At 59.1% G+C, this 19229-nt stretch carries 22 protein-coding genes; 13 read left to right on the top strand and 9 right to left on the bottom strand.

The genetic code is table 11. The annotated features are described in order from the left end of the window. The first annotated feature begins 84 nt into the window (after positions 1–84). The 10 genes from EKK30_RS10505 (at position 85) to hutX (ending at position 6686) form a co-directional block, all read left to right on the top strand. Positions 85–1182: a putative zinc-binding metallopeptidase gene (locus EKK30_RS10505; protein ID WP_290984364.1), complete on the top strand. Its 1098-nt coding sequence runs from the start codon at positions 85–87 to the stop codon at positions 1180–1182. Between the two features lie 70 nt (positions 1183–1252). Continuing rightward, on the top strand, positions 1253–1456 hold the full coding sequence (locus EKK30_RS10500; RefSeq protein ID WP_290984361.1) for a hypothetical protein: 204 nt from the start codon (positions 1253–1255) through the stop codon (positions 1454–1456). A gap of 59 nt (positions 1457–1515) precedes the next feature. Continuing rightward, positions 1516–2076, top strand: coding sequence for a hypothetical protein (locus EKK30_RS10495; RefSeq protein WP_290984358.1), 561 nt, complete (start codon positions 1516–1518; stop codon positions 2074–2076). 15 nt (positions 2077–2091) lie between these two features. Then, positions 2092–2349, top strand: a complete 258-nt coding sequence (locus EKK30_RS10490; protein ID WP_290984355.1) for a hemin uptake protein HemP — start codon at positions 2092–2094, stop codon at positions 2347–2349. A gap of 28 nt (positions 2350–2377) precedes the next feature. Then, positions 2378–3280: an ABC transporter substrate-binding protein gene (locus EKK30_RS10485; protein WP_290984353.1), complete on the top strand. Its 903-nt coding sequence runs from the start codon at positions 2378–2380 to the stop codon at positions 3278–3280. Then, positions 3277–4362 (top strand): iron ABC transporter permease, encoded by a 1086-nt coding sequence (locus tag EKK30_RS10480; RefSeq protein WP_290984350.1) that lies wholly within the window; start codon positions 3277–3279, stop codon positions 4360–4362. Before EKK30_RS10485 ends, EKK30_RS10480 begins: the two co-directional genes overlap by 4 nt. A 4-nt stretch (positions 4363–4366) precedes the next feature. Further along, positions 4367–5188, top strand: coding sequence for a heme ABC transporter ATP-binding protein (locus EKK30_RS10475; protein ID WP_290984347.1), 822 nt, complete (start codon positions 4367–4369; stop codon positions 5186–5188). Beyond that, positions 5185–5586, top strand: coding sequence for a VOC family protein (locus EKK30_RS10470; protein ID WP_290984344.1), 402 nt, complete (start codon positions 5185–5187; stop codon positions 5584–5586). Before EKK30_RS10475 ends, EKK30_RS10470 begins: the two co-directional genes overlap by 4 nt. Before the next feature lie 225 nt (positions 5587–5811). Then, the gene (locus EKK30_RS10465; RefSeq protein ID WP_290984341.1) at positions 5812–6159 is read left to right on the top strand and encodes an antibiotic biosynthesis monooxygenase; all 348 of its coding nucleotides are present in this window, start codon (positions 5812–5814) and stop codon (positions 6157–6159) included. Positions 6160–6164: 5 nt separating this feature from the next. Next, entirely contained in the window at positions 6165–6686 is a 522-nt protein-coding gene (gene hutX / locus EKK30_RS10460) for a heme utilization cystosolic carrier protein HutX (protein ID WP_290984338.1), read from the top strand. A gap of 89 nt (positions 6687–6775) precedes the next feature. Here hutX and EKK30_RS10455 read toward each other — a convergent pair whose 3' ends face one another. From EKK30_RS10455 to EKK30_RS10445, 3 genes are all read right to left on the bottom strand, one after another. Beyond that, positions 6776–8149 (bottom strand): ATP-binding protein, encoded by a 1374-nt coding sequence (locus tag EKK30_RS10455; RefSeq protein WP_290984335.1) that lies wholly within the window; start codon positions 8147–8149, stop codon positions 6776–6778. Next, entirely contained in the window at positions 8136–8813 is a 678-nt protein-coding gene (locus tag EKK30_RS10450) for a response regulator transcription factor (protein ID WP_290984332.1), read from the bottom strand. Before EKK30_RS10450 ends, EKK30_RS10455 begins: the two co-directional genes overlap by 14 nt. A gap of 134 nt (positions 8814–8947) precedes the next feature. Beyond that, positions 8948–10213 (bottom strand): multidrug effflux MFS transporter, encoded by a 1266-nt coding sequence (locus EKK30_RS10445; RefSeq protein WP_290984329.1) that lies wholly within the window; start codon positions 10211–10213, stop codon positions 8948–8950. Between the two features lie 392 nt (positions 10214–10605). On the opposite strand from EKK30_RS10445, the gene EKK30_RS10440 reads away from it, so the two are divergent. Both EKK30_RS10440 and EKK30_RS10435 read left to right on the top strand, forming a co-directional pair. Continuing rightward, a complete protein-coding gene (locus EKK30_RS10440) occupies positions 10606–13755 on the top strand; it encodes an efflux RND transporter permease subunit (protein ID WP_290984326.1) in 3150 nt (1049 codons plus the stop codon). A 14-nt stretch (positions 13756–13769) separates the two neighbouring features. Beyond that, the gene (locus EKK30_RS10435) at positions 13770–14951 is read left to right on the top strand and encodes an efflux RND transporter periplasmic adaptor subunit (RefSeq protein ID WP_290984323.1); all 1182 of its coding nucleotides are present in this window, start codon (positions 13770–13772) and stop codon (positions 14949–14951) included. A 24-nt stretch (positions 14952–14975) separates the two neighbouring features. Here EKK30_RS10435 and EKK30_RS10430 read toward each other — a convergent pair whose 3' ends face one another. The 6 genes from EKK30_RS10430 to EKK30_RS10405 all read right to left on the bottom strand — a co-directional run bounded on the left by EKK30_RS10430 (position 14976) and on the right by EKK30_RS10405 (position 18465). After that, positions 14976–15383, bottom strand: coding sequence for a YeeE/YedE family protein (locus EKK30_RS10430; RefSeq protein ID WP_290984320.1), 408 nt, complete (start codon positions 15381–15383; stop codon positions 14976–14978). Further along, entirely contained in the window at positions 15380–15823 is a 444-nt protein-coding gene (locus tag EKK30_RS10425; RefSeq protein ID WP_290984317.1) for a YeeE/YedE family protein, read from the bottom strand. The genes EKK30_RS10430 and EKK30_RS10425 overlap by 4 nt, the downstream gene beginning before the upstream one ends. Positions 15824–15956: 133 nt before the next feature. After that, positions 15957–16139: a hypothetical protein gene (locus EKK30_RS10420; protein ID WP_290984314.1), complete on the bottom strand. Its 183-nt coding sequence runs from the start codon at positions 16137–16139 to the stop codon at positions 15957–15959. Between the two features lie 244 nt (positions 16140–16383). Continuing rightward, a complete protein-coding gene (locus EKK30_RS10415) occupies positions 16384–17469 on the bottom strand; it encodes a helix-turn-helix transcriptional regulator (RefSeq protein WP_290984311.1) in 1086 nt (361 codons plus the stop codon). Positions 17470–17610: 141 nt separating this feature from the next. Beyond that, the gene (locus tag EKK30_RS10410; RefSeq protein WP_290984308.1) at positions 17611–17970 is read right to left on the bottom strand and encodes a hypothetical protein; all 360 of its coding nucleotides are present in this window, start codon (positions 17968–17970) and stop codon (positions 17611–17613) included. Positions 17971–18159: 189 nt separating this feature from the next. Further along, positions 18160–18465 carry a PilZ domain-containing protein gene (locus EKK30_RS10405; RefSeq protein WP_290984305.1) on the bottom strand — a complete coding sequence of 102 codons (306 nt, stop codon included), beginning with the start codon at positions 18463–18465 and terminating at the stop codon, positions 18160–18162. A 454-nt stretch (positions 18466–18919) separates the two neighbouring features. Between EKK30_RS10405 and EKK30_RS10400 the strand changes: the two genes are divergently transcribed. Further along, the gene (locus EKK30_RS10400; RefSeq protein WP_290984303.1) at positions 18920–19162 is read left to right on the top strand and encodes a hypothetical protein; all 243 of its coding nucleotides are present in this window, start codon (positions 18920–18922) and stop codon (positions 19160–19162) included. Positions 19163–19229 lie beyond the last annotated feature (67 nt).

The raw sequence follows: 19229 nt of genomic DNA, 5'->3' as shown, positions 1-19229 counted from the left end.
AACGACTGACTTATCGGCCAGGCTTTAGAGCCCTAGGCTCGTTCGGTCTATGCCGTTGACAATGAGGGAGGGCTTGTACCTCGAATGAAGAACTTCGCCTGCTCGGAGTGTGGCAACACCGTCTATTTCGAGAACGTGAAGTGCTTGAAATGCGGCTCGACGCTTGGCTTCGACAGCGTGGAAAAATCCATCGTCGCGATTTCCGAAGAAAGCGCGAGCGCCGCTGAGGGTGAAGCAACGATCTTTCGAAAAATCAATGCGCGTCCCGGCGACGATCTCGTGCGCTACTGCGCCAATGCAGAGTTCGGCGTGTGCAATTGGCTGACGCCGGAATCGGAAGCCAACGTCTTCTGCAAGGCCTGCGACCTCAACCGCATCATCCCAAATCTTTCCGAGCCGGGCAGCCTCCTGGCCTGGCGAGCGCTCGAGCATGCTAAAAAACGGCTGGTGTACTCACTCCTGAGACTTGGATTACCGTTCGACGGAACGGCTTCGACCAAGGGACCGCTGACTTTCGACTTCGTTCGCAACGCGTTTACCGGCCATCTCGACGGCGTCGTCACGATCGACGTCAGTGAGGCAGACTCGGTGGAACGAGAACGGCAGCGCCAGCAATTCGATGAGCCTTACCGCGCGCTTCTCGGTCACTTGCGGCACGAGAGCGGCCATTACTATTGGATGGTTCTCGTGGAAGAGGCGGAACGGCTCGATGAGTTCCGCGAGATATTCGGTGACGAGCGGGAAGATTATGATGCCGCTCTCGCGCGGCATCACGGCAACGGGCCTGCTCCGGACTGGCCGGAGCGACATGTCTCGGCGTATGCAAGCGCGCATCCATGGGAAGACTGGGCGGAAACATGGGCGCACTATCTGCATATGGTCGATGCGCTCGATACCGCCGCGGCGGAGGGCATGGATGGTCATGGCCTCAAGCTCGACCTGCGTGACGACATCTATTCTTCCGTGACGTTCGAAGTCCTGATGGCGCGCTGGATTCCGCTGACAATCGCGTTGAACAGCTTGAGCCGAAGCATGGGCCACGACGATTTCTATCCGTTCGTCATTCCCGAGCCGGCCTACGACAAGCTTGCCTTCGTCCATCGCGTAATTCATGAGCGCGCAGAAGAGCTGCGGAAACATCCAATCGCGGATGGCAAAGAAACTTTAAACTTGACTCCATAAGTATACTTTGGCTTCATGGCTCAGCTGCCATATGCGGGGCCTTGAACCCCGATATTTTGGAGAATAGCCAATGAATCGCTCGCACCTAAATGGTGAGCGCGTCGACGCACGCGATGCGTCCGGCGCTCTTCTCGCCGCATCGATGTTTGCTGCTTCCGTCGGGATGATCTGGGACCTGGCAACGGGCCATGTCTCCGCCTTCGATCGCATGTTGTCCGACTTCTCCGACGCGGATCGGAGCGCGGCTCCCCGCTCTGGGAGCTCAGGTTCATAGCCGAACGTCGAGACAAGACCTTCGAAGCTTTCCAAAATTGACAACGTCGGATGGGCCCAATGCGCCAGAAGAATTCGAAACCGATTGGCAATCCTCAAGCAGGCGAAGACGTCTGTGCAGGACACGCTCTCGGATTTCCCTTGCGAACTGAACTTGGCTTTTCACCGATTGAGAACCTTACGCTCGATGTCTTTCGAGCAGTCTGCGAGGTCTACACGAGCGGTTCGGCGCAACCTTGGGAGATCGCCTTCAAGATCGCTGAGGAAAACCTCGGTGTGATCGACGGCCCGCTTGTCGTCGCCAGAACCACGGCCCTGCTGCGCGCCCTTCGCTCGGAACGGAAAATCGGATTTTCGTATCTAAGCATCGGTTGCCAGCACGTTTCACCGGACGAGCTTGCCGTCGCAGGCCTTCTCAAGGCCGCGCGCACCGGCGATGAACGTGGAATTCAGCGCGGACTGATGCTGGCGCTCGACCGGTCGAAAACATCGGCGCGTACGCAAGCCGCAGCGCGAGCGCTCGCCGCTCTTCAGCTGCAAATCGGCCCACCTGCATCGGATGCCCCAGCGGGCAACGACGACTTTCAGACCCAGACCGTCCAAGCGGTCTATCTCCACTAGGCGGAGTTCGATCGAATGTCCGCTGCAAGCGCTCTCCTGTCGAATAAGCAAATGGCGCGTAAAAGGTTCTCTTCCGGTTCCATTGGCGAGCAAAGCGGGAGTCATTCCCAATCGCTAGCGCCACCGCGTGATGATCCGGGGACGATCAGCTCCGATGTGCGGTACCGGGTCGACGAGCTGCTTCGGGGCGGTCGCGAAGCCGTGCTGCTCCACCGCGGGCAGGAGTATCGCCTGCGAATTACTTCCACGGGCAAGCTCATCCTCACGAAATGATTTTTACGAGAAAGCCGGGAAATCCACTATGCGCGAAGCGCGACGTCTACTTTTCATCGCTTTGTCGTTCGCCGCGACAGGGCTTGGTTGCCTGCACGTTCTTGCGGCGGCGGAAGAGAATGCGGCAGCAACGCCGCGTATTCTCTCCATCGGTGGCGACATCACGGAGATCCTTTACGATCTCGGGCAGCAAGACAAAATCGTCGCGGTCGATACCACGAGCCTCTATCCCGCCAATGCGTTGAAAGACAAAAAGGCGGTTGGTTACATGCGCGCGCTTTCGGCAGAGGGCGTGCTTTCCGTCAACCCGACGATGATTATCGCTTCGGAGCAAGCCGGGCCGCCTGAAGTGGTGACGGCTTTGAAAAGCAGCGGCATCACCTACGTCGATATCAGCGACAAGCCAAGTGCGGTCGGGGTACCCGAGAAGATCCGTCACGTCGGACGTGTTATTGGCGCCGAAGCTGCTGCGGACGCACTCGCTAAGAAAGTGGAGTCGCAGTTCGCGGCGCTCGAGACCGAGCGCAAGCACATCAAGACGCCGAAGAGGGCCGTTTTCATCTTGGCGATCGTCAATGGCCGGGCCACGGTCGGAGGATCGGGAACTGCAGCCGATGCCATTCTTCGGCTCGCCGGCGTAGAGAACGCCGCAGCGGCGGTCAGTGGCTATAAGCCGGTCAGCGACGAGCAACTGACGGAGTTTGCACCGGACGTCGTCGTTACGATGAGCCGCGGCGGGAGCGATCAGCATAAAGCGGCACAGGCACTGACCTTGCCCGGCCTCAGTCAATCTCCCGCTGCCAAGACCAACAAAATCATCGAAATGGATGGTCTCTACGTCCTTGGGTTTGGTCCGCGCGCGCCAGCCGCAGCGCACGACCTCATGAAGGCAATTTACGCGGAGGCGGGTCAAGCTGCTACGGCGCCGTGACGACGCTTGATGAAACCCGATTTGCAGCTCAGTCGGCCGTTCGACCGAAGCGCGGAAATGTTTTCATCGCGCTATCGCTCCTGCTCGCCGTCATTGCGGTATTCTCTCTCGCGATTGGACCGACAGGTATCTCTTTGCAGGCGTTACCGCGCGCGATCGCAGCGGCGCTCGGGTATGCGCCGGAAGGGACTGCCGAGCGCGACCGCTTGGTCCTTATCGATTTGCGCATGCCGCGTACGTTGCTCGCCGCGTTCGTAGGTGCGGCGCTAGCTACAGCTGGTGCGATGATGCAGGGTCTGTTTCGTAACCCACTCGCGGATCCCGGACTTATCGGGGTATCGGCAGGCGCCGCGCTCGCGGCTGTCGCAACGATCGTGCTCGGCAACACCGTCGGCGCGCCGATCGTTTCTCTGCTCGGCATTTACGCCTTGCCAGTCGCGGCGTTTTTCGGCGGATTGATCACAACAATCGGCCTCGTCGCCATAGCAGCCCGAAGGGGTCAATTGGCAATCGGCACCCTGCTCCTCGCGGGCATTGCGGTGGGGGCGTTTGCGAGCTCCATAAGCGGTTTCCTCGCCTATGCCAGCGATGATCGGGAGCTGCGTGACCTCACTCTTTGGTCAATGGGCAGTCTATCGGGCGCAAGCTGGCAGAAGGTTCTGGCTGTTCTGCCGTTCGCGATCGCGCTGACCTTCCTCGTTCCTCGGCTGACGCGAGCGCTCAACGGCTTTCTGCTCGGTGAGGCGGAGGCGCTGCACCTCGGGATCGATACCGAGCGCACCAAGCGCCTTACCGTCGTAACAACCGCAACAGCTGTTGGCGCAGCCGTCGCCGTCGCCGGCGTCATAGGCTTTGTCGGCCTCGTCGTACCGCACGTCATGCGGTTGATCTCCGGTCCCGACAATCGCGTCGTCATTCCAGGCAGCGCGTTGCTCGGCGCCGCGTTAGTCATTTTCGCCGACATCGTTGCTCGGATGGCTGTTCGACCGGCAGAGTTGCCTATCGGCATCGTACTCGCTTTGGTCGGGGCGCCGGTTTTTCTTCACCTCGTGCTCAAGCGTGGCGTTGGCGGTTGGGAGTAAAGTGATGCTCGAGGCGCGCAATGTCAGCGTGAGGCGCGGCAGCAAAGCTCTCATCGCGCAGGCTTCCCTCGCCATCGTGCCGGGACGGCTCACTGCGATCATCGGGCCAAATGGGGCTGGTAAGTCGACACTCTTGCGCACAATCGCGGGTGAATTGAAGCCGAGTGAAGGCAATGTTTTTCTCGACGGCACAGACATTGCGCGTATTCCCGTCGCGCGCTTGGCTGCGCGGCGATCCGTTGTTTCGCAAGCCTCGACGCTGACATTTCCATTCACGGTTCTCGAAGTCGTGATGTTGGGAGCGACGGTACCCGGGTTCGCGCTGCGTGATGCGGATGCAGCTGCGGCGGCCCAAGATGCACTTACGAGCGTAGGTCTTCATTCATTTGCGCCTCGTCTGATCAACGAACTATCCGGTGGCGAGCGGCAGCGCGTTCATATCGCGCGCGCGATTTGTCAGATGAACACGGCACGGCGCCATCCAGGCGAAAGAGCCGCCATTCTTCTTGATGAGCCGACAGCGAGCCTCGATCTCAAACATCAAGATGATGTGCTCAGCCTCGTAAAAGCGCAGTCACAAAATGGTCGAGCGGTTTTGCTTGTCATACACGATCTCAATCTGGCGGCCGCATTCGCGGATGAGATCGTGCTTATGGCCGAGGGACGCATCGTCGCTCAGGGTGATCCCAATGACATCTTGAATGAAGAACTCCTCAGTCACACGTTCGGGTGTCGATTGCGGGTCGAGGCATTCAGTGATGGCCGAAGACTGGTCTTGCCGAACGCAATCTCTCGTAAGATGGGCAGGGGAGTTGCAGCCGAATGATGACGTTACCGGACGAGTTTCACCGTACAGGCGCGAAGATCGCCGTGCCTTTGGCCATACCGGTCCTGATCTCAACGAACATCTCGCGCGCGGCTGACACCTATGGCAGCAAAGGCTTCGCCGTCATCAACGCAGCGCACAACTATCTCATCTTGCGGCGGCGCGCCGTTGAACTTCACGTTTCGAGCGTCACGCAGATCCCAGAGCCGCATTGCGTATCGGCGTATGTTCGCGTCGCTGACGTCGACGAGTGGCATGCCGCCTTCAGAAATGGCGCCGCCAAACGTCTCTCACCGGTTGAAGATAAGCCGTGGGGTATGCGCGAATTTCACTTTGTCGACGAGGACGGCAATCTTCTGAACATCGGGCAAATGATGCCCGATCATCAGGCGAATTAAACCTTGCCCGCCCTTTGCGATAATGTTGACTTTTTCTGTGTAGAATTTTAGGTTCCGGCGCTGCAGATTGCTTTTGCGAAAGCCTGATGCAGCATATCGATCAAGAATGTGTCTTGGAGCCTTCCGACTTCCCGTCTCTCCGCTCTAAGATCATAGACAGCGGGCCGGCACGCATGAAACCCCAGCTCCCGGCCCGCTGTTCCTGGCCATCATGAGGATCACGACATGTACATTGCTATGAACCGCTTCAAAGTCGAACCCGGCGCGGAGAAGGACTTCGAGCAGGTCTGGCTGTCGCGAGAGGTGAACCTGCACAAGGAGCCGGGCTTCATTTCGTTCCACCTGCTGCGAGGTCCTAAGAAGGAGGACCATGTGCTTTATTCTTCGCACACCGTTTGGCGGTCGTTCGCCGATTTCGAAGCTTGGACGAAATCGGAATCGTTCCGGAAATCCCACTCCGGCGCGGGGACGGCTAAGAAGCTTTATCTCGGACATCCGGAATTCGAAGGCTTCGAGGTCATCCAGGAAGTCGGTTCCGATGGGTCCAATACCGCGTTGACGGCGGCCGAGTGACCGGGATGAGCGAGATGATGACGCCTGAGGCTCAGACGCGGCCTCCATTGCGAGAGAAGCTCGCCAAGAACTCGGACGGCATTCTCGAGCAAATCGCGCGGGACTATGGCGTCAGCACGTTTGAGGCCGTTCAATCCCTTCCTGAGGCTCATCGCACGATCGTGGCCGGTAGCGCGTTTGAGACGATCATGGCGGCGCTGACGGCCTGGGGGTCGATCGTCTTCATCGTGCATACTCCCGATATCGTACTGGAGTGCGAGGGCCCGATACCGCCGGGCTCCATCGGACGAGGGTACTTCAATCTTCACGGCGATAGCCCCATCGGTGGACACATCAAGGCGGAGAACTGTACGGCGATCGCTTTCGTCATGCGGCCCTTCATGGGGCGTGAATCGCGATCGATTCAGTTTTTCAACGCCACCGGCGAAGCGATCTTCAAGATCTTTGTACGGCGCGACGAGAAGCGCGAACTCATCGCCGACCAAGTGAAGCTTTTCGACGAATTGAGAATGCGCTTCCTCGCATAAAGCTCCGGCATGGGGGGCCATGACAGGGGACGATCGGGCGGCGGGAAAATTCCCGACCGCCCGATTTCATTTGATTGAGCGTGATATCTTCAGATGGCGGGAAACCTGACTTCCGCCCTGAGGCCGGGGCTGTTATCCGATAACGCAATGTGAGCGCCGTGCAGTTCGACAATAGCCGCGACAAGGCTCAGGCCCAGCCCGCTGCCGTCGGTGGAGCGCGCCCGCTCCAATCGATAGAGCCGCCGGAAAACATTCTGGCGTTCCTGCTCAGGTATTCCCGGTCCATTGTCGGCGACCGTCACGACGTAGGCGCCGGGCTCGCTCGTCAGCTGAAGGGTGATATCCGTTCCCGAGGGGCAGTGACGGATCGAATTCTCGACGAGATTTGCAAAGAGTTGGACAAGGAGTTCTGGGTCGCCGCGGACCAACGCAGAGCCCGAATGAGATGGGGCATAGAACAACTTGTCGCCGGCGTCCTCCGCCACAACATCGTAGACATCGCGAACATCGGCGAGCAAGGGAGCCAGATCCAGCGTCACGAAGCGCGACTTGCGCGCTCCGGCTTCAATCTGAGTGATGCGGAGCAAGGCATCGAACGTTTCTGAAATAGAATCGAGATCGCCGAGGGCTGCGTCCACTGCGCGTCGAAATTCATCGACGTCGGATGCGCTGCGGCGCGCGTCGTCCAAGCGCTGCCGCAACCGGCCGAGCGGCTTCTTCAGGTCGTGGGCAATGTCTGATGAGGATTGATTGACGTTTTCGATCAACCTTTGCAGGTTGCCCAGCATGCCGTTCACTTGCTGAGCGACTTCATCAATATCGTCCTGCTGGCCGGAAATGGGGACTCGCGCGGAGATCTCTCCCTTGGAAACGCGGGCAAGGGGACGCGAGAAGGCATCGATACGATGTTGCGTCTCGCGTGCAAAATAAGTCGCGCATAGCGCAATCGCCAGAAACGCCGCGACCAGGCCATAGCCCAGAAGCTTCTGTAGAAATGATTTGACCTGCTTGACCTCGCTGTTGTCGCTGCCGACGAGCAGCTTGCCTTTGACAAGAGGGCGCCAGATGGCGAGGAATTCGTCATCCGGCTCGCCGCGGTCGAGGGTGAGAAAGACGTCGGAGCGCTTCAGCGTCATCCACTGATTGGAATCGCGCACGCCGCGCACATTGCCGGCGAGAAAGTTGCCGTTCTTGTCGACGAGCTCCATGATGAAGTCTGGGTCTCGCACTGACTGACTTTCGCTGGCGACCAGCGCAACGAGATCGTCGAACGTTCGCTCGCCGTCGAGAGCCGCGAGGGAGTCGAGCGTCGTCTCGACACGATCGTGAATATCGGCGACCAGCCGTTCACTCGCGACAAGGTAGACGACGGTGAACAGCGCCAGAATGGTCGTTATGAAAAAGATGGAAAACGTCGCCGCCAATCGAAACGGCGTGCGCTTCAGAAGATCACGAGCCGTCATGGACCGTGTATCCGCTCCCGCGAATGGTGTGGATCAGCTCCTTACCATAGGGCTTGTCGATCTTGGCGCGTAGCCGCGAGATGTGCGTTTCGACGACACTCGTCTTTGGATCAAAATGGAAGCTCCACACGCGCTCGAGCAACATCGTGCGCGTGACGACGCGCCCCCGGTTGCGAACGAGCACTTCAAGAAGCCGAAATTCTCGAGGCTGAAGATCGATGACGTCGCCCCCTCGGGTAACCTTCCGGCTGACAAGATCGATCTCGAGATCACCCACCTTGAGGCGTGTCTCCTCGCCTTTGGTATGAGGACGGCGGGCGAGCGCGTTGACGCGGGCGAGCAGCTCGGAAAAGGCAAACGGCTTTACCAGATAATCGTCGGCGCCAGCGTCGAGACCCTCGACGCGATCATCGACCCCGCCCAGCGCGGTGAGAAAAAGGACTGGCACTCCGCGTCCAGCGCTACGGATAGTTTTGATGATCGCGAGGCCGTCGAGGCTCGGAAGCATGCGATCAAGAATGATGACGTCGTAGTTTTCGGCGACGGCTTGGGCGACGGCGTCGCGACCGTCCGCAAGGTGATCGACGGTGTGGCCTTCTTCTTCCAGACCTCGGAGTATGTAAGCTGCGGTGTTCGCGTCGTCCTCAAGCAGCAAAATTCTCATGCCAATCGCGCCTCGCAGTCCCGCCCGCCAGTGGATCATCCATATTCCCGGCGGCAGCATTTAGTACAGGATTGGGCAAGGAACCACGCACAAGTGCATGTTCCTTGGCTCCGTTACCAAAATTTTAGCTGCGCTCACGCGGTTCGATTGCGACCGAACAGGCCGGAACGGCCTTCGACGGCTAAAACAATTGCGCTGGTTATCAGACTGCAAATTGCAAAGCCGGCCGCAATCGGAAACACCGAGCCGTCGAACGCACGAGCTATCAGGCCGCCCGCAAGCGCGCCGACCGCGGTTCCGAAGGCTCCGACCACCGAGGACGCCATTCCGGCATTGTGGCCCTGCGGTTCCATCGCGAGCGCGTTGAAGTTCGGGGCGATCAAGCCAAAAAGGAAAAAGTCGACCGCGAGCGCGACCGCGAAAGTGGCAAAACCCACCGCTCCTACGTAGGCGGCGATCGCGAGCAAAAGAGACACGCAAATCGAACCACAAAGCGCCGAGTGAGAGACGCGACGCATGCCTAGCCGCCCGACCAAGCGCGCGTTGACGAAGGATGCCGCGGCGATCGCGAGAGCTATCGCGCCGAACACAACCGGGAAAATGTCGCCGATGCCGAACACCTCGACAAATATCTGCTGGGCGCTTGCCACATAGGCGAGGAGGGAAGCGAACATGAAGCCGCCACAGACGGCGTAGCCCATCGTGACGGGATTTAACAACGCGGTCGCAAGCGACTGGCGTATCGTCAACGGACGCTCGGCGCCAAGCGCAGGACGGGCCGTCTCAGGCAGACGCACGCCGGACCACACGGCGACGATGGTCGCCATTGCCAGCAGCACGAAGAAGATCCAGTGCCAGTTGCCAATGTGAAGAAGCGCCTGGCCGACGCTTGGCGCGAGCACGGGAACGGTGATGAAAACCATCATCGCAAACGACATGACGCGCGCCATCTGTCGTCCGGCATAAAGATCGCGCACGACGGCAATGGCGATGATGCGCGGCGAGGCGGCTCCTACGCCCTGAACGAGACGCGCGGCAAGCAAAGTTTCGAAGCTCGACGCCCAAAGCGCGGCCACCGTGCCGACGATGAAGACCGCCAAGCCAGCCATCAGCATCGGTTTGCGGCCAAAATGATCAGAAAGAGGGCCGAAGAAGATCTGCCCTAGCGCGAAGCCTGCCATGTACAAAATGACGACGAGCTGCCGATCGTTTTCGCTCTGCACGCCGAAGGACGATGCGATGTCAGGCAGCGCGGGAAGCATGATGTCGATCGCCAGCGCCGTCAGCGCCATCAGCGATGCCGTCAGGCAAACGAACTCCACAAACGAGATCATCAAAGGTTCGGAAGGTACATCCTGTCGCGCCGCGGACGAATGCGCTGCGCGCTGAGAACTTGGCATTTTGTTTCCTGGTTTGTTTTTGGCTCGCCGAGGGCGCCTTGTCGAAAACTCGGGAGCGCACGTCGTGGCAGGTCCACTGCCCAAACAATTCGCCGCTGCTTAGCATGGTAAACTACCGGCCGTCATCCTGCTGCTTCTCGCACTGAGACATGCCTGGGAATTTTTCGCGCCTCATAATCGTGCGAGGGTGACGTGTCGCTAGAGACGCGAGGTGCACTTCGACCACTGCCTGAAAGCACAAGCACTAAACTCGAAGTTTCAAGGCAAGCTTCCTTGCGATCGCTGCCAACTCCGCACTTGAGGTCGGTCCGGTTCTGTCCTTAAAGGGATTGCGGGTTCCGGGGGAGCGGGCCGGCTGCGGGCGATTGGCTCCCGATTTCAACAGACGGCACATGGTCAACTTCTTCATTCACCGTCCTATCTTCGCTTCCGCAATCGCCGTGATCATGGTGCTCGCGGGTACCATTTGCTATTTCCTGCTTCCCGTCGCGCAGCTTCCCAACGTCACCCCGCCACAAGTCGTCGTCACCGCGATTTATCCCGGCGCCAGCGCGCAAGTCGTTGCGGATACGGTAACGACTCCGCTCGAACAGCTGATCAATGGCGTCGAAGGCATGACGTACATGTCATCGACGAGTTCCAATGACGGCTCGTCGAACATCACCATCACTTTCGATGTCGGATATCCGCTCAGCATCGCGGCGGTCGACGTTCAAAACCGCGTCTCGGAAGCTGCTTCGCAATTGCCGCCGATCGTCAATCAGGCCGGCGTCACCATCCGCAAGCAGAACCCGAATTTCGTCTTGATCGTGAACCTCACGTCGCCGGATCATTCGGTCGATCCGGTCACGCTCAGCAATTACGCCTATCTGCAGATCGTCGATCCACTCAAGCGACTTCCCGGCGTCGGCGACGTGCAGATTTTCGGCGAGCGGCGCTATTCCATGCGCGTCTGGCTCGATCCGGACAAGCTTTCGCAGCTCGGCGTCACCGCTGTCGACGTGCAAAACGCAGTTGCCGAGCAAAACATTCAGGTCGCCGCCGGCAAGATCGGTCAGTCGCCGGCGCCGGCCGGCACGCCTTTCGAAATGCAAGTCAACGCCACCGGACGCCTCAATAGTCCGGAAGAATTCGGAAACATCGTGCTGAGAGCCAATCCGAATTCAGGCGCCATCGTCCGGCTGCGCGACGTCGCCCGCATCGAACTCGGCGCACTGCAATATTCCTCGACCGCCTTCTTCGGCAAAGATCCCTCAGTCGTTCTCGGCGTTTTCCAGATGCCAGGGTCAAATGCGCTCGACTTACAAGAGCGCGTCATGGCCAAGATGCAGGAGCTGTCGAAGCGTTTTCCGAAGGGCATCGCCTACGGCATGCACTATGACACGACGCGGTTCGTGTCAGCCGCCATGCACGATGTCGTTTACACCTTGTCGGAAGCTTTGTTTCTCGTCGTGCTCGTCGTCTACATCTTCCTTCAGAGCTGGCGAACGACCATCATCCCGACCATCGCTATTCCGGTCTCGCTGATCGCGACGCTGGTGATCATGCAGATGCTCGGCTTTTCGCTCAACATGCTGAGCCTGCTTGGCATGGTGCTCGCCATTGGCCTCGTCGTCGATGATGCGATCGTCGTCGTCGAGAACGTCGAGCGACAGCTGGAGAACGGCCTGAAGCCGATGGACGCGGCTTTGAAAGCGATGTCGGAAGTGACGGGCCCGATCATCGCAACTACCGGCGTGCTGATGGCGGTGTTCATACCCGTCGCCTTCATTCCCGGCGTTTCCGGCCGCCTCTATAATCAATTCGCGTTGACGGTTGCGATTTCGGTCGGGCTATCGGCGTTCAACTCGCTGACGCTCAGTCCCGCGCTGGCAGCAGCCTTCCTGCGCCACAAGGAACCAACCAAATTCTTTCTGTTCCGCTGGTTCAATACCGGCTTTGACCGGCTTTCGCACGGCTACGCCAACCTCGTCCGCTTCCTCATTCGCATCCGCTGGCTGATGCTCATGCTGTTCGCGGGTGTGCTTGCGGCGACATACTTCATCGCCCAGCGCATTCCGTCCACATTCCTGCCGATAGAGGACCAGGGCTATTTCTTCGTCGTCGTGCAGTTGCCGGATGGAGCGTCGCTCGAGCGGACGGACGCGGTCGCGACCAAAGTGCGCGACATCCTGGAGAACACGCCGGGCGTCGACATCGTGGGCTCGATCAGCGGGCTCAACTTCCTGACGAATGCCGCGCAATCGAATTCGGCGGTCGAATTCGCGATCTTGAAACCATGGGACGAGCGTCCGCCCGAGCAAAGCGCCTCCGCTCTCGTCCAAGCCGTTCGCGGCAAATTGCTGATGATACCCGAAGCGGTCGTGCTCAGCTTCGATCCGCCTTCGATTGATGGACTTGGCACGACGGGTGGATTCGAGTTCCAGGTGGAAGATATTGCTGGGCGCGGAAGTGAGGCGCTGAACGAAGCGACGCAGGCGCTCCTGGCAGAAGCCCGCAAACAGCCCGAACTCGACCCGCAGCAACTTTTCAGTTCGTTCTCGACCTCGACGCCGCAGTTCAAGTACGACCTCGACCGATCGAAAGCGAAGCTCCTCGGCCTCAGCCTGCCCGACGTCTTCAATACGCTGCAAATCTATCTTGGCTCGCTCTACGTCAACGACATCAATCTGTTCGGACGGACGTTCCGCGTCACGTTGCAGGCAGATCAGAATTCGCGGTCAAAAGAATCCAGCCTCTCGCGGCTCTACGTGCGCAATGCGACCGGCGGGATGATTCCACTCAACACGCTTGGCACCTTGAAGCCGATCGTGGGGCCGGAAACGGTGCCGCACTACAACAACTACGCGGCAGCCCTCATCAATGGCGGGCCTGCGCCAGGATATAGTACCGGCCAGGCGATCGCAGCTATGGAACGGGCGGCCGCAACCGCGCTGCCACGTGATTTCAGCTACGAATGGACCGGCATTACGTTCCAGGAACTCAAAGCCGGCTCGATTGCCATCATGGTCTTCGCGCTGGCGAGCGTGTTCGTCTTCCTTATCCTGGCGGCGCAGTACGAGAGCTGGTCGATGCCGTTCATGGTGCTTTTGGCCGTGCCGCTCGCGTTGTTCGGAGCGCTGCTGGCAATCTGGCTGCGTAACATGCAGATCGACGTCTATTCTCAGATCGGCTTCGTGATGCTCATTGGCTTATCCGCTAAAAATGCCATCTTGATCGTGGAGTTTGCGAAGCGACGCCGCCTCGAGGGGCTGTCGATCGTCGAAGCCGCGATGGAAGCCGGACGCCTCAGACTGCGGCCGATCTTGATGACGGCTTTCGCATTCATTCTTGGCGTCGTGCCGCTGATGATCGCATCCGGTGCGGGCGCGGCGAGCCGTCAGTCGTTGGGTACGACCGTGTTCGGAGGCATGCTCGCAGCCACGCTGCTGACGCTTCTCTTCGTTCCGGTGTTTTACGCCATCATCGAAACGTGGCGCGAGGGACGTGATGCCGACACGGAAGGGCGCCCCGAAACTCCGCACCCCGTTGCCGCCGAATAGATAAGGACTTTGCAATGCGCGCTTGGAAAGCAGCTCTTCTTGGCTTGGTCGCCCTTGGCGCGGGCGCCGCTTATTACTACCGTCAAGCCCTTCCCATGCTGCTCGCGGAGGTCGAGGGCACAAGCTCGCAGCCGCCGCAGGGGGGCTTTGTGATGCCGGTGCCTGTCACGCAGGTCGTCAAGCGGCCGGTCAACATCTATCTCGATTACTCAGCGCGGACGGAATCTATCAACGAGATCACTTTGCAGGCGCGCGTTGCCGGTTATGTGCAAAAGCAGCACGTCGCCGACGGCTCGGACGTCAAGCAGGGGGAGTTGCTCTACACCATCGACCCGCGTGACTATCAAGCTGCGCTCGACAGAGCTAAGGCCGAAAAAGAGCGCGATGTCGCGGCGCGCGACTACGCAAGCTCGAATCTCGAGCGAGGCACGGAGCTCACGAAGAGTGGATGGCTCGCCAAGGATACCTTCGACCAGCGATCCAGCCTCCTCAAGCAATCTGAAGCGGCGATCAACGTGGACGAGGCGGCGATCCGCACTGCGGAACTCAATCTCGAATATACGCAGATCCGCGCGCCCTTCGACGGTCGGCTCGGGAAAAATCAAGCTTCGATCGGCGCACTCATCAGCGTTGCAGGCGCGCCGCTCAACACGCTCGTTCAGCTCGACCCGATCTACGTCACGTTCAACCCGGCTGAAACCGATCTTGCGGCCGTTCAAAAGGTCCATAAGAGCGGAGAGGTTGCCGCCGAAATCGTGGTTCCAGGCGATAACAAGGCCGCACACAAAGGCACGATTACCTTCATCGACAACAATGTCGATCGGCTGACGGGCACTCTGACCGCACGCGCTACCATCGCGAACGCGGACCATGTTTTGCTGCCCGGGCAATACGTCCGCATTCACGTACATGCAGGCTCCAATCCGGATGCGCTCTTGGTTCCGCAAACGGCCATTGGTTCAAGCCAGATCGGCAAATACGTCTACGTCGTGGGCGATAAGAACGTGGCCCAGCAGAAGCTCGTGACGCTGGGACCGACCGACGGCGACCTCGTGAGCGTAGTCGGGCTAGACGAGAAGGACGTGGTCATCACGGGCAACTTGCAGAAAATCGGACCTGGTTCGCCCGTGCAGCCGTTGACGTCGCCCGCGCCACAGGCGAAGGCGGCGATCCAGACCGGAAGCACCGTAAACTAGCGCGGGTGCGGCAGGCGCTTGCGCTTACCGCTTGAGCCATACTGCAGCAGCGACGCCGATCAGCATCGCCGGCACAAACACGACGATCGCCGGCGACGCGAGAGGAAGAGAAACGAGGGCCGGTCCGGGGCATAGGCCGACGAGGCCCCAGCCAACACCGAAGACTGCGGCCCCCAATACCAGCTGGCTGTCGATCTGGCGCGCGGTCGGAACTCGGAAGCTCTCGTCCAGCACAGGTTTGGGACGACGAAAGACGAGCCGGTATCCGATGGCCGTCACGAGCACCGCTCCGCCCATGACGAACGCTAAACTCGCGTCCCAGTGACCGGCGACGTCCAGAAAGTTCAGGACCTTCGCCGGATTCGCCATGCCCGACAGCAGAAGCCCAAAGCCAAACAGCAGGCCAGCGATCACGTTGACGAGCAAGATCACGAGCCCCCTCCGAGTACGTGACGCGTCACGAAGACAACAAGCATTGCAGTCGCCATAAATACCGCGGTCGCGACAAGAGAGCGTTTCGACCAGCGAGAAATGCCACATACGCCGTGACCGCTGGTGCAGCCGCCGCCATACACAGCGCCGAAGCCGACGAGCAAGCCGGCAATTGCGGCCAATGGCATATTATCAGTCATGACCTGCGTCACACTTTGACCCAATGCCACGATCCAAACGGCGGGCGCCAGGAGCAGGCCAAGCACAAACGCGAACGCCTCAAATGGCCGGCTCCCCTCCGACGGCCAGATGAGACGGCCCAAGATGCCGCTGATACCGGCGATGCGACCGCTCATAAGCATGAGCAAGACAGCGGCGCAGCCTATGAGCGCTCCGCCTGCGGCGGAAGCGAGCGGTGTGAATTCGGTTTGGACCGGCAAGGCAATCTTCCTCGGCGCGAATGATCAACCGATTTTACGCGGTTTTTACAGCTAACGCGTCGCGGTGATTTAGCACGTTCGCGCGCCGGAAGCTCCCTTTGGGAAAGGCAGCAGTCGAGGCAGCTCGAGAGTATCAATTGGCGGCGTGCTTATCCGTCGGCGAGTTCATAAGCGCGCGCTCGACGGCAAGCTTCAACGCCGTGAGCGCCTTATGCAAAACAATCAAGAGCTCGCGATCCGCTTCGGACAAATCGGCGTGCGCTCCCTCTTCCACCGCGCGACATAAATCGATGAAATCGAGCCGTTCCGGTGACATTTGAACTCTCTGAATTGTCGAAGCAAACAGATCGCTTTTCTGGACAATCCGACAACTGATCAATTGCTTTGCGTATTACAGCAGCAGCATTGGAGTATTCGGCTTGATATTACTACATCGACCTTAGCAGCGGATGGTCTAAACCAACCAGATGGCCGCCCTATGGCTGAATTGGGAATACAGGCGGCGTTTTTGGCTCAGTCCTAAGGCGGATAAATGCGTCTTTCGATGCATCGAATTTCTGCTAGCCGCCGCGCTGCAATAACCACGCAACAAGCGCAGCCTGGCGGTTGGTGCCCGTCTTCGCGAACAGCGCGGCAAGTTGTTTGCGAGCGGTATTGATCGAAATTCCTGCCTGTTTGCTGAACTCCGTCAGCGATTGCCCGCTCAAAAGTGCCTTAGCCAGTCGCGATTCCGCCGCCGTGAAGAATGCTGAACCAAGAACACCCGCCTCGCCGGCACCTCCGATCAGAAGCACAAGAGCAAGTTGCGCATCCATCGCTGGAAGCTTTAAGACGACGAGCGAAAGTCTGAAATTACTGAGCGGCAGCCGGCACTCGACAGGACCTCCGAGGGGCTGCTCTCTCACGAACACAGCATCCAGAGCTTTCATAAATGCCGCTTGGCTGTCTGGATCACGCAGGAACAATCTCCCCAGCGGATCGACGGCGAGCAGTCGTCCTTCCTTCAGCAATTGATCCGCTGGCGGATTTACAGCTTTGATGCCTCGCGTGGTGGAAAGGAGAACCGCTGCGCAGGCAAACTGAGCCGGAAGGCTATTGGTGGCGCGCTCGGGACGCGCCGACTTCGCAAGGGTGGCCGCGCGCCGAAGATGCGGCACCAATAGTTCGAGCTGCTTCGTATATCGATCGATATTATCCTGCATATGCCGGGGACTGGGCGCGATCGCCAATACGAGCAATTCGCGGCTATCGCTGGGGATCGTGCACCCCATGTGATGCGGACTGATCCCCTGCGGTTTCATCCAATCATTGTAGAACTCTGTACGAATGGCGTCCTCGGCGCTCAGCACATCGGTCGCCCGGCGAACGACTAAGGGCGGCAGCTTTCGGAATGCTTGGATTGGGTAAGGATTGATGCCGGCATAATGATCCTGGTAGCTGGCGATATAATCTGGCTCCAATCCGAACGGAAAGGCCAAGGGCGTCGTCTCCGACTCGATGTCGAAAAAATGCAGCATACCCACCGCACCATCGAAGGGCTTGCTGAGCGCCTGCAGAAACGCCGGCCATTCGCCGTCGAAGGCCGTGGCGTAAAGAAGATCCAGCAGCGCTGGCAAGTCCTCCGCAACGAAGGAGGTGATACTCATCAGAAATAACTTTACGCAGGGAAATATGGAACGATCGGCAATAGGAATTGAGATATGGTGCCGTCGGATGAATTCTATTGCAACCCCAATATAGTGACAGCGCCACGACGCCGCTTTCCTTATAGACCCAATTAGTGCTGTTTATCGCGGCGACTGCGATAGTTCCCGGTCAAGATCGAATGACTGGCAACCGCCTGCCTGCAAGAGGGCGTTGACCCCATCTGCCTCGTAGCGCAATTCAGAGATTTCGGCGGCCCGTTTCGTGTCGAAGTCTTTCGCACCAGTAAAAATATCGAATAGCGACGACTGCGTGTTGGGCGTTGAAGCGCGTAACGCCTTGATCCGGGCGATGTGGTCGACGACATAGGCCTTCGGGGCCGCGCAGGGGTCGGACGATTCAACGACAGGGCCACGATGTTTTGCAGAACTGGGACTTGCAGTGCTTGAAGCGACTAAGACGGCGAGTGCGATCGCGCGGCGCAAGGACGGCCCCTCTCCCATTTCCGTTCTCCCCTCGCTGCGCGCCACTTCGCCTGTCGCCCAGTCGCCACGCTCGGCTTGGCGATGGATGGAAAGATAGGCGCAGTCAGGCCCGGCCCAAGCGAGCCGAAAAGGAAAATGAAGTGAGATGACCGAAATGCCACGCAAACTGGGGGTTTAGTGCCCCTTGGTCCGGGGCACTAACGCCGATCACCCGCGCTTCCCGAATCCGCCGGGTTTGCGCGCGGGGGATGCTTGCGATGGGCGCGCCGACGGCGGCGGATCGATGTACCTGACGCCGACGCGATTGGGCGACGTCCACCTCACCTGGACGCGGCGACGCGTATTGGTGAAGGTTTCATGCAGTATGAACGTCTTCGGAAGCCACTCGCTGTCGGGCACAAGAAGCAGTGCGCCCCCACTCGAGACGTCGGCTATACGACATGCCAGCGACTTGCCATCGTCGAGTTCAATCCTCGCCGGCCGACTTACGGGCTGTCGCTCTTCCTTACGCATAAAAAGCACTTTGAAAGAGTCCGTTTAACGAAGCATTTACCCGCGCCTCATTCGAACGGCCTAGGGCGCCAAACTCGTACCGGACGCGTGCCAGCGCCAGGGCGCAAACGGACCTACAAAATCTCGGCGATGTCATGATCTTGCGGACCCATTCAGGTGTAATGAATGATGTTTATGGAAGGCCGAAACAATGTCAATTCGCGATCGGCAAATGATCGCGCGACTGGTAAAGTTTGTAGCGTTTTTTCGCAGAAATTATGCGCGCCCGCGCGCCCGTGAGAGATCGGTCAGTCATCATCCAGACATTGACGTCTTTGGGTGAAGCGAGGCTCGAAAGCCGATCAGGGAAACGGTTTGCCGTCACGATGTCGGAACCCGACCGCAATCCAACCGTTGCGTGACAAGTCTCTCAATCGGGAAAGACCGAGTCTTCAATCACTGCAAAGGAACAACAATGCGGGCGATCTCTCACTTGGCGCTCATCGGCTTGAGCATCGCCGCTCCGGCGTACGCGCAAGACACGGCTCCCCCCGCTCCAGCGGAGGTTCACGGCGAGCCGATATCGGTTCTGATGTTCTTCACAATCGGCATCGTTCTATTAATTGCGATTGGATCGTTTGCATGGTTTCTTCGCAAGAGATCCAATCGTTCTGCTGCGGATAAAGCTCTTAATCCTCGCAACCCGGAGAACCGCTAGCGAGGGGTGACGCGGCGCCGCTCGGACCGGGATCACCGCTCGACAGGCGAACTTGCATTTTCGGGGC

It is taken from the genome of Hyphomicrobium sp., assembly GCF_003987855.1.
Taxonomy (GTDB): domain Bacteria; phylum Pseudomonadota; class Alphaproteobacteria; order Rhizobiales; family Hyphomicrobiaceae; genus Hyphomicrobium_B.
The sequence above is the reverse complement of the archived record's forward strand: the minus strand, read 5'-3'. Positions and strand labels throughout refer to the sequence as shown.